The following is a 6999-nucleotide window of genomic DNA, read 5'->3' on the forward strand; positions in this document are numbered from 1 at the left end:
GGCCGGCGTCGCCAGCAGCGCGCCGACCGGGGCCAGCAGCGCCCGCGGCTGCGGGGCGGGGAGCCGGAGGAGGCCGTAGGAGAGGGCCGCCAGGGCGACGCCCGCGGCGGCGTCCAGGACGAAGTGGTTGCCGGTCGCGACGACGGCGAGCGTCACGATCGGTCCCCACAGCGCGCCCAGGACCCGCAGGGCGGGGGAGCGGACCGTGAGGAGCACCGCGACGCCGACGGTGAACGCGAAGGCGACGTGGAGGCTCGGCACGGCGGCGAGCGGGTTGTAGAACGCCGTCGACAGGCTCGAGTTCATCGCGCTGGAGCCGCTCGCGGTGATCGTGTCGGTCAGGCCGATGTCGGCCATCCGCGGCGGGGCGACGGGGAAGAACGCGTTGACCGGGGTCGCGAGCACCCACGTCAGGAGCAGCACGTCGCGCAGGCGGCGGAAGGCCGCGATCGAGTGGCGGCGGACGAGCAGCAGCGCGGCGGGCACCACGAGGAACTGCGCCGCCATGTAGACGTGGTTCAGGATCCAGACCGCCGCGGGCGCGTCGAACGCGCGCTGGACGGGCACCTCGACGGCGATGCCGAGGGAGCGCTCGAGCTCGACGAGCCCACGGGTGTTCTCGAACGCGGTCGCCGCGCCGAGGCCGAGCCAGCGGGCGGCGGCGTAGGTGCCGTAGGCCACGGCGAACGCCAGGAGGACGGTGCGCCACGTCCACACGCGGCCCGCCGGAACCGTCCCCCGCTCGTCGTCGACCGTGCGCATCAGACGATGAACGTACCACCTCACGGACCGCGGTCCGTTTCCAGGCGGACCGCGGTCCGTCACGGCCTCCGGCCCGTCGACGCCGGAGGCGACGAGGTCGCCGGAGGACCGGGCGGGGGAGGGGGTCCGGTCCATGGCGATCAGATACCCCGCCGACGGCCGCCGGACCCCCGGGCGGGACGAACGTCGCCGGGGATCCGGGCCTGCGCGGCCGGTGCCGGGCCCCCGCGGCCGGCCCCGCGGGGCCGCCCGCGCTCCCCGCCCGCGCTACCGGACGGTGCGCGAGTTGCTCGCGACCGAGATGCCCTGGCCGCCCGCGTTGCGGACCTCGACGGCGCAGAAGACCTTCCAGCCGCGGTCGGCCGAGCGCACCGTGTAGGTCCGCTTCGTGCGGAAGCCGCGGTTGCGCTGGCGCGTGCCGCGGTCCAGCAGGAACGCGTAGCGGAACTTCGTGCCGGCGCTCCACGACCCGCGGCGGCAGGTCACCGTGCGGCCGACCCTCGCGGTGCCGCTGATCTTGATCGAGCGGCCGCCGCGCGGGGCCAGCGGCGTCTGGGCCGGCGTCAGGTCCTGCTCCGCGACGGCGGCGTCGATGAAGGTGCGGATCTCGGGTGCGGCGACGTTGGCGAAGAAGTTCAGGCCCTGGCAGTTGGAGTCCGCGATGTCGGTGACGCCGATCAGCCGGCGGGCGGTGCCGGAGCCGATCGTGGCCGTGCCGCCGCTGTCGCCCGAGCACGCGCCCTTGCGCGTGCCCTGCGTGCAGAGGAACGCGCCGGGCGCGGTGTTCGCGCACGCGCTGCCGCCGATCACGGAGCGGACGTTCACGGCCCGCAGCCGCCCGAAGTCGCCGGCGTTGGCGCCCGTGATGCCGAAGCCGGACACCCGGACGGAGCGCCCGGGGGAGACGTTCGTGCCGCTGCGGACCATCGCCAGCGGCTGGATCGTGGGGACCGAGAAGTCCAGCGGCGTCGACAGCGTCAGGACGGCCGCGTCGTCGAAGAACCCGCCGGCGGAGTAGCGCGGGTGCACGCGGATCGTGGCCACGCCCTTGACGGCGCCCGTCGCGCGGCCCTGCGGCGTCGTCACGTCGACGGTGCCGGCGGCGACGGCGACCTGGTCGGGCGTCGCGCGGGTCCCGTTCTCCTCGACGACGCAGTGCGCCGCGGTCAGGACGTGGGTCGGGTCGAGGATCGTGCCGCTGCAGCCCCCGACGTTGTCGCCCTCGAAGATCGTCTGGACCGCGACGGTGTAGGGCGCCTGGGTCGTGTCGGGCAGCACGGTGCCCCCGACGATCCGGGTGGTGGCGCGGTCGCCGAGGGTCGGGGCGGGCGCGTCGCGCCAGGTGGCCGCCTGGGATGGGGCGGTCGCGCCGAGGGCGAGGAGGACGGAGCCCGCGGCGGCGAGGGCGAGGCGGGCGGGACGGGGGTGCGGGCGCATGGGGGTGGGCCTCCGTGCCCGGCCGGTCCGCCGTCACGCAGGGACCGCCACCGTACCCGGGCGGCCGGGGCCCGCGTCGCACGTACGGGCCGCCGGGACGGGATTCTTCGCCCGCTCTTCGGGCGCGGGGGCGGTGGCGCTGCCGTGGGGCGGGCGGGGCCCGCCCCACGGCCGTGGCTCACCAGGTCGGCATCATCGCCGCCGGGTACCGCTCGCCGTAGGAGCCGTGGGGCAGGATGGCGCGGACGCGCTCGAGGTCGGCGGGCGTCAGCGTCAGCTCGGCGGCACCGACGTTCTCGGCCAGCCGGTCCGCGCTGCGGGTCCCCGGGATCGGGACGACGTCGTCGCCCTGGGCCAGCAGCCAGGCGAGGGCGAGCTGGCCGACCGTGGCGCCCTTCTCGTCCGCCAGCGCCCGGAGCTGCTCGACCGCGCGCACGTTGGCGGTGTAGTTCTCGCCCTGCCAGCGGGCGTCCCAGGACCGCATGTCGTCGGCGGGGTACTCCGACGCCGGCCGGACGTCCGAGGTCAGGAAGCCGCGGCCGAGCGGCGAGTAGGGGACGAAGCCGATCCCCAGCTCGCGCACGACGGGCAGCACGTCCTCCTCGACCTCGCGCTCGAAGATCGAGTACTCGGTCTGCAGCACCGACACGGGATGCGTGGCGTGCGCCCGGCGCAGGTCGTCCGGCCCGGCCTCGCTGAGCCCGAGGTAGCGGACCTTGCCCTCGGCGACCAGCTCGCCGACCGCGCCGGCGACCTCCTCGACGGGCACGGACGGGTCGGGCCGGTGCTGGTAGAGCACGTCGATGACGTCCGTGCCGAGGTACCGGAGGCTGTTCTCGGTCACCTCGCGGATGTGCTCGGGGCGGCTGTCGACGCCGGAGCCGAGCGGGTCGGCGGACATGTCGAAGCCGAACTTCGTGGCGATCACGACCTCGTCGCGGACGTCCTTCAGCGCCCGGCCGACGAGCTGCTCGTTGCTGCCGGTCCCCAGGCCGTAGAGCTCGGCGGTGTCGAACAGGGTCACGCCGAGCTCGTGGGCGCGGCGCAGCGTCGCGGCATTGCGGGCCTCGTCGCCCCCGGACCCGTAGGCCATCGTCATGCCCATCGTGCCGAGACCGATCGCGGCGACCTCGAGTCCCTGTGTGCCCAGCCTGCGGTGCTGCATCGGTGTCCTCCCGGACGTCGACCCCATGAAGTAACTAACTGGTTCGTGACGTTAGCAGGCGGGCGCGGTGGGGCGAACCGTCTGGTTACTTCGGGCGGTAGGGTCCGGCGATGGCCCCCCGCGACGCCGACGCCACCCGCGCCCGGATCCTCGCCGCGGCCGTCGCCGAGTTCGCCGCCCACGGACTGGCCGGCGGGCGGGTCGACCGGATCGCCGCGGCCGCCGAGGCGAACAAGCGCTCGATCTACGTCTACTACGGCGACAAGGCGGGGCTGTTCGAGGCCGCCCTGGACCACGTGGTCGCCCGGATCGAGCCGGTCGACATCGACGACCTGCCGGGCTGGGCCGGGCGGGTCTTCGACCACATGCTGGCCGAGCCCGAGGCCTGGCGGCTGGGCATGTGGCAGGTGCTCGAGGCTCCCGACCGGGGGCAGGAGCAGAGCGAGGTGACGGCGGCCCGGCTGGAGGCCATGGCCGATCCGCGTCAGGGGGCGGTCACCGGCGGCATCGCGATCCCGGACGTCATCTCGCTGGTCGTCGGCCTGACCCGCGGCTGGTTCATGACCCCGCGCAGCCTGCTGGGCACCGGTGGCGTGGACCCGGACTCCGCCGAGCGCATCGCCGCCCATCGCGCGGCGATCGTCGAGACGGTGCGGCGCATGACCGCTCCGGGGAGCGGGCCGCCCGCGGGGTGAGGGCGGGGCCGCGGCGACGGGCCGTGCGGATCGGGTCCGGCGGGTAGCGAGCGCGCATGGACGACGGGACCTTCAAGGACGCCATGGAGCTCGTCGGCAAGGTCGTCGACGTCCTCGGCGTCGCGACGATCGTGCTGGGCATCGCGATCGCGACCGGCCTGCTGCTGGCCCGGTCGCACCGGACGGACGACCCGCTGCGACGCTACCGCCAGGGGGTGGGGCGGGCGATCCTCCTGGGCCTCGAGTTCCTCGTCGCCGCGGACATCATCCGCACCGTCGCCGTGGAGCCGAGCTTCACCAACGCGGGGATCCTCGCGCTGGTGGTGCTGATCCGGACGTTCCTGAGCTTCACGCTCGAGCTGGAGCTGACGGGCCGCTGGCCGTGGCAGGCCCGGCCTCCTCAGGCGTCGAGCTGATCGATCGTGCAGGCCTCGGCGGGCTTGTCGTCGCGCCAGCGCTCGAGCTTCGTGCCGTGGCGGATGCGGCCGGCCGACACCTGGTCGAACGACACCTCGACGACGAGCTCGGGGCGCAGCTCGTTGACCTCGAGCTCCTTGTCGGACTTCCAGCGGCTCGGCTCGCCGGGGATGACGCGGCCGGTGCCGTACGGGGCGAGCTCCCCGACGAGCTCGCGCTTGCGCTTGGCGGTGAAGCTCGAGCAGTGCCCGACGGTGCGCAGCTCGCCGTCCTCCGCGTAGAGGGCGAGGATCAGCGATCCGACGGTGCCGTCCTCCTTGCCGTGGCGCCAGCCCTGCACGACGGCGTCGATCGTCCGCTTGCGCTTGATCTTCACCATCCCCTTGCGCTCGCCCGGCAGGTACGCGGCGTCGAGCTCCTTGGCGACGACGCCCTCGGTGTCCTGCAGCCACGCCTCGGCCTCCTCCGGGGTCCGGACGGCGGGGGTCAGAGCCACGCTCGAGTCGCGGAACGCGTCGTCGGCGAGGAACCGCTCCAGCGCGTCGCGGCGGGCGGAGAACGGGCGCTCGATCAGCGAGGTGTCGCCGGCGGCGAGCAGGTCGAAGGCGACGTACCGGGCCGGGACCTCCTGCGACAGCTTCGCGATGCGCGACGCGGCGGGGTGGATGCGCTGCGACAGCGCGTCGAAGTCCGGGGCCGAGTCGCCGTCCAGCCCTTGGGGGTCGACGACGATCTCGCCGTCGAGGACGTAGCGGCCGGGCGGGAAGCGCAGCTCGGGGAAGTACCGCTGCAGCGGCTTGCCGCCGCGGGAGAGGAGGACGAGCGACGCGCCGCCGGCCGTGGCCGTCGGGTCCTCCGCGGCGTCCGACCCGCCGACCGGCGTCTCGGAGTCGACGAACGCGATCGCGCGGAAGCCGTCCCACTTCGGTTCGTAGGACCAGCCGTCGCCGGTCGGCAGGGTCGCCCGGCCTCGGGCGAGCTGGGGGGCGAGCGGGGGCTCCAGCGGCAGGGTCACGGTGGGGCGACCCTACCCGCGCGGGGCGGTGGCCGAACGGGTCGATCGACGTGGCCCCGAGGGCGCCCGGGTGCGCGTCCGGGCGCTCAGCGCGTCCCGCGGGTGCGGACGCCCCACACGACGTAGAGCACCGCGCCGACGGCCATGTAGCCCGCCAGGGGGACGAGGTCGGCCTCGGTCCGGGCGGCCGCGGCGACGAAGCTCAGTCCGGCGAGCGTCGACAGTCCGCCGCTGATGATCATCGGGAGCTGGCGGCCCTCGCTGCGACGGCGGACGGCGACGACGAGCTGCAGCGCGCCGCTGATCGCGGCCCAGGCGCCGAAGGCGGCGAGGGTGGCGCCGGCGTCCGCGGCGAGCGCCGCGACGGCGACCGCCGCCACGGCGAGGACGCCAAGCGCCGCGTTGGCCCGTGCGAGCCGTCCCGGGACCCCGCCGGCCGACGCCGCCCGGATCGACGCGAGCACGTCGACGACCGGGTAGGCGGCCAGCAGCAGCGCGGCCGCGACCGGGACGTCGGCGTCGGTGCGGGTCCCGTCGTCGCCGAGGGCGAGGACCAGCGCGATCGCCCACAGGAGCCCCACCGCGGCGCGGGCGAACGCGACCCGCCGTTCGTCGGGGGCGCGCCCGGTGGCGTGGGGGTGGGCGGCGGTGGGTGCGGACATGCGGGCCTCTCGTTGTTAGAGAGAGCGATCGCTCTCTCTTGGTGCTCGTCGGAGCGAATCACGACCGCCCGCCAGAGTCAAGAGCGATCGTTCTCTCTTGCGCTAGGATGACGCCCATGCCCTCCCCGGCCGAGTCCCGTCCCGCGAAGCGCTCCGAGGCGCGCGAGCGACTCCTGGCCACGGCGTCGGGGCTCTTCTACGCCGAGGGGATCGGCAGCGTGGGGGTCAACCGGATCGTGTCGAGCAGCGGGGTGACCCTCGCGACCTTCTACCGCCACTTCCCCGGCAAGGACGACCTGGTCGTCGCGTACCTCCGCGGGGTGCACGACGCGGTGGCGGCCCGGGCGTCCGTCCTGGGCGAGGAGCACCGGGGGGCCGACCTGGTTCGGGCACTCGGTGAGGAGGTCGCGTCCGAGACCGGCCGGCCCGGCTTCCGCGGCTGCGCGTTCATCAACGCGGCGTCGGAGTTCGAGGACGCCGACAGCCCGGTGCGGCGGGTCGTCGCCGAGCACCGCCGCTGGTACTACGAGCTCGTCCGCCGCGCATTCGATGACGCGGGCCACGGGTTGCCCGGCAACGCGGCGAGGCACTTCCTGATGCTCCGGGACGGTGCGATGACGGCGGGGTACCTCGACGGGCCGGTCATCGCCCGCCGCACCGTGGGCCGGGGTGTGGACGGCCTGCTGCGGTCCATGGCCATCGAGCCGGTCGTCCCGCACGAGGACGACGAGGGCTGACGGGGCACGCGTCGTCCGCACCCGGCTCGGCGATCGCCGCGTCGCGCGGGCGCGTCGCGGCGGCCGCGGCGGATGGGGCCACGTCGCCGGGGCCTCGCGACGGCGGTCT

8 protein-coding genes are annotated in these 6999 nt (G+C 75.1%); 3 read left to right on the forward strand and 5 right to left on the reverse strand.

Features of this window, described 5'->3' with window-relative positions; all coding sequences use genetic code 11:
- The 3 genes from Q7T67_RS18050 to Q7T67_RS18060 all read right to left on the reverse strand — a co-directional run.
- Positions 1-762, reverse strand: a 762-nt coding sequence (locus tag Q7T67_RS18050; RefSeq protein ID WP_304793025.1) for a phosphatase PAP2 family protein, incomplete at its 3' end; no start/stop codon positions are given.
- 267 nt (positions 763-1029) lie between these two features.
- Positions 1030-2199: a trypsin-like serine protease gene (locus Q7T67_RS18055; protein WP_304793028.1), complete on the reverse strand. Its 1170-nt coding sequence runs from the start codon at positions 2197-2199 to the stop codon at positions 1030-1032.
- A 178-nt stretch (positions 2200-2377) separates the two neighbouring features.
- Positions 2378-3364 (reverse strand): aldo/keto reductase, encoded by a 987-nt coding sequence (locus Q7T67_RS18060; protein WP_304793032.1) that lies wholly within the window; start codon positions 3362-3364, stop codon positions 2378-2380.
- Positions 3365-3474: 110 nt separating this feature from the next.
- Between Q7T67_RS18060 and Q7T67_RS18065 the strand changes: the two genes are divergently transcribed.
- On the forward strand, positions 3475-4059 hold the full coding sequence (locus Q7T67_RS18065; RefSeq protein ID WP_304793035.1) for a TetR family transcriptional regulator: 585 nt from the start codon (positions 3475-3477) through the stop codon (positions 4057-4059).
- A 56-nt stretch (positions 4060-4115) separates the two neighbouring features.
- Positions 4116-4475 carry a DUF1622 domain-containing protein gene (locus Q7T67_RS18070; RefSeq protein ID WP_304793038.1) on the forward strand — a complete coding sequence of 120 codons (360 nt, stop codon included), beginning with the start codon at positions 4116-4118 and terminating at the stop codon, positions 4473-4475.
- Here Q7T67_RS18070 and Q7T67_RS18075 read toward each other — a convergent pair.
- A complete protein-coding gene (locus Q7T67_RS18075; protein WP_304793040.1) occupies positions 4460-5491 on the reverse strand; it encodes an ATP-dependent DNA ligase in 1032 nt (343 codons plus the stop codon). The two genes, Q7T67_RS18070 and Q7T67_RS18075, sit on opposite strands and share 16 nt — an antisense overlap.
- Positions 5492-5577: 86 nt before the next feature.
- Positions 5578-6153 carry a hypothetical protein gene (locus Q7T67_RS18080; RefSeq protein WP_304793043.1) on the reverse strand — a complete coding sequence of 192 codons (576 nt, stop codon included), beginning with the start codon at positions 6151-6153 and terminating at the stop codon, positions 5578-5580.
- Positions 6154-6269: 116 nt separating this feature from the next.
- Here Q7T67_RS18080 and Q7T67_RS18085 point away from each other — a divergent pair, with 116 nt between their 5' ends.
- Positions 6270-6890, forward strand: a complete 621-nt coding sequence (locus tag Q7T67_RS18085; protein WP_304793046.1) for a TetR/AcrR family transcriptional regulator — start codon at positions 6270-6272, stop codon at positions 6888-6890.
- The last annotated feature ends 109 nt before the right edge of the window (positions 6891-6999 follow it).

The sequence above is a fragment of the Patulibacter sp. genome, assembly GCF_030655195.1.
Taxonomy (GTDB): Bacteria; Actinomycetota; Thermoleophilia; order Solirubrobacterales; family Solirubrobacteraceae; genus Patulibacter.